The following is a 2,452-nucleotide window of genomic DNA, read 5'->3' on the forward strand; positions in this document are numbered from 1 at the left end:
GCAGGCCGCACACGGTTTCGGCCAGTTCGCTGCGGCCCGCGCCCATCAGGCCGGATATGCCCAGGATTTCGCCCCGGCGCAGCGTGAATGAAATGCCGTGGACATTCGCGCCATCGGCGATGTCCTCCACTTCCAGCAAGACCTCGGCAGGCGCGTCGCCAGCGGCTTGGCGGGGCGGGTAATAGTTGCCCAGGTCGCGTCCAACCATGCAGCGCACCAGCGCGTCTGGCGAGAGCGCCGCAATATCGGCGGTATGCACGTCGCGGCCGTCGCGCAGCACCGTGACGCGGTCGCTGTGCTCGAAGATCTCGGCCATGCGGTGACTGATGTAGACAATGCCGATGCCTTGGGCTTTCAGGTCGTGCAACACGCGGAACAGCGCCACGGACTCGACTTCGGTCAGCGCGGCCGTGGGCTCGTCCAGGATCAGCACCTTGCAGTCCAGCGTCAAGGCGCGGGCGATCTCGACGAGCTGCTGGCTGGATATGCCCAGCGCATCCACCCGCAAGCCCGGGTCGATGTCCTGGCCCAGCCGCCGCAGCACGCCTGCGGCGCGCTCGTTCAGGCTGGCATAGTCCATCCAGGCCTGCGCGCCGGCGCTGATTGCGGGCATGAAAATGTTCTCGGCCACGGTCGCGTCGCCGCACAGCGCGATTTCCTGGTGGACCAGGCCTATGCCCAGGCGCATGGCGTGGGCCGGCCCGTTGATGACCACGCGCTCGCCTTCCAGGTAGATGGCGCCGCTGTCCGGCTGGTGAATGCCGTCGATGATCTTCATCAACGTCGACTTGCCGGCCCCGTTCTCGCCGCACAAGGCATGGATTTCGCCCCGGCGCAGCGTGAAACCCACGTCGGCCAGGGCCTTGGACGCGCCGAACTGCTTGCTGATGCCCTGCAGTTCCAGCAGCGGTGCGGGCGCCTTCATTCGTTGATGCCCTTGGTGCCGCGACGCGCCAGGTACTTGTCCCAATAAAAGTCGTCGGCGTTCGCCTTGCTGACGATGGACAGGCCGTTGTCCAGGAACGGCACCGCCATGGGGTTGGTGCCGTTGCGCTTGGCGTCGTTCATCGGGTCGATCAGTTGCTGGTTGCGGGCCAGGAACAGCAGCATCATGCCCATGTAGCCCTGCACGCCCTGGTTCGGATTGACGGAACCAAAGACCTCGCCGGACTTGATCATGTCCAGGATCTTGGCGTTCACGTCGCAGCACAGGACCTTGATGTTCTTCTTGGTTTCGATGGATGCCTGTGCCGCGCCCAGCGCCGAATTGGCTTCGGGCATGAACAGGGCGCCCAGGCCGGGGTTGGCCTGCGCCAGGCTCAGCGTGGCCTGGTAGGCCTTGTTCGGGTCCTGGTTGCTGGCCGCGCGGCCCACCAGCTTCATCCCGGGATGCTGGGTCTTCATGCGGTTGATGAAGGCGGCGACGCGGCGATCATGGTTGTCCTGGCCGGGATTTTCCAGCACCGCGTATTCGCCCTTGCCGTTGAGCGCGGCGGCGATGGCGTCGGCGGCCTGCGCGCCTTCGCGGTCGTTGTCGGACGTGACAAAGGACACGCGCTTGGAATTGGGAGAGTCGGCCGCGAAGGTCACCACCGGGATGCCCATGGCCGCGGCGCGGTTGATGGGTTCGATGAAGGGATCGGGATTCATGGGATGCAGCAGGATGCCGGCCGGCTTGCGCGCCAGCTCCTGCTCGAACGAGGCCAGCTGCTTGTTGACGTCATATTCGGGCGTACCCGAATAACGGGTGCGCACGCCGAGCGAATGGCCCAGCTGCTTCATCATTTCGTAGACAGGAAACCAATACTCCACCCCGGACACCATCACGTTCATCACGTAGACGTCGTTCGCGTTGCCGCGCAGCCCGGGGGCTTGCGGCGTGTTCTGCGCAAAGGCGTTGGCTCCCGCCAGGCTGGCGCCCGCCGCCGCTACGGTCTTCAAGAAATCTCGTCTCATGTTCCGCTCCTTTTTTTCGCAAAGATCCAAGAACCCTGGAGCCCTCGGTGCCTGTTGTTCAACCTGTCCGGGTCGAATCGTTGTTATGACATCGACGAACTATATTGCACGGCAAATTTTTAGATTACTAGGGGAAACACTGCTATCCTGAGTGAAATTTCTGTAGACAATGTTATGACATGAAAACAGACATCTACCTGGGTATAGACATGGGCTCCACGGGCCTGAAGGCGGTTGCCTTCGAGGCCGGGAGCGGCGCCACGCTGGCCGCATCGGGCGGCGCGCTGCCCTACCGGCAGTTGGCGCAAGGCGGTTGCGAGCTGTCCGCGGATGCCATCGAGGCGGCGCTGGCGCTGGCCTTGCAAGGCGTGACGGCCCAACTGGGCAGGCGCGTGGCGGACGTGCGCGCGCTCTGCTGCACGGGCCATGGCGCCGGCTTGTATGCGCTGGATGCGAGCGGCCAATTGCTGGAGGGCCGCGCGGTGGCATCGACCGA

Annotated in this window: 3 protein-coding genes; 1 reads left to right on the top strand and 2 read right to left on the bottom strand. The window is 64.4% G+C overall.

What is annotated here, in order from left to right; all coding sequences use genetic code 11:
* Both VIR09_RS16115 and VIR09_RS16120 read right to left on the bottom strand, forming a co-directional pair.
* On the bottom strand, positions 1-925 hold a 925-nt coding region (locus tag VIR09_RS16115), incomplete at its 3' end, for a sugar ABC transporter ATP-binding protein (protein WP_332013779.1).
* Complete coding sequence (locus tag VIR09_RS16120; RefSeq protein ID WP_207468845.1) at positions 922-1,956, bottom strand: substrate-binding domain-containing protein; 1,035 nt, start codon at positions 1,954-1,956, stop codon at positions 922-924. The genes VIR09_RS16120 and VIR09_RS16115, both read right to left, overlap by 4 nt.
* A gap of 179 nt (positions 1,957-2,135) precedes the next feature.
* Here VIR09_RS16120 and VIR09_RS16125 point away from each other — a divergent pair.
* Positions 2,136-2,452 (top strand): FGGY family carbohydrate kinase (locus VIR09_RS16125; RefSeq protein ID WP_332013780.1); only part of this gene is annotated, 317 nt, incomplete at its 3' end.

It is taken from the genome of Achromobacter sp. (assembly GCF_036567245.1).
Lineage (GTDB): Bacteria > Pseudomonadota > Gammaproteobacteria > Burkholderiales > Burkholderiaceae_B > Achromobacter.

Bases quoted from the DNA above. Each gene is read 5' to 3' on its own strand.
- VIR09_RS16120 (WP_207468845.1), bottom strand. From the start codon at position 1,956: ATGAGACGAGATTTCTTGAAGACCGTAGCGGCGGCGGGCGCCAGCCTG.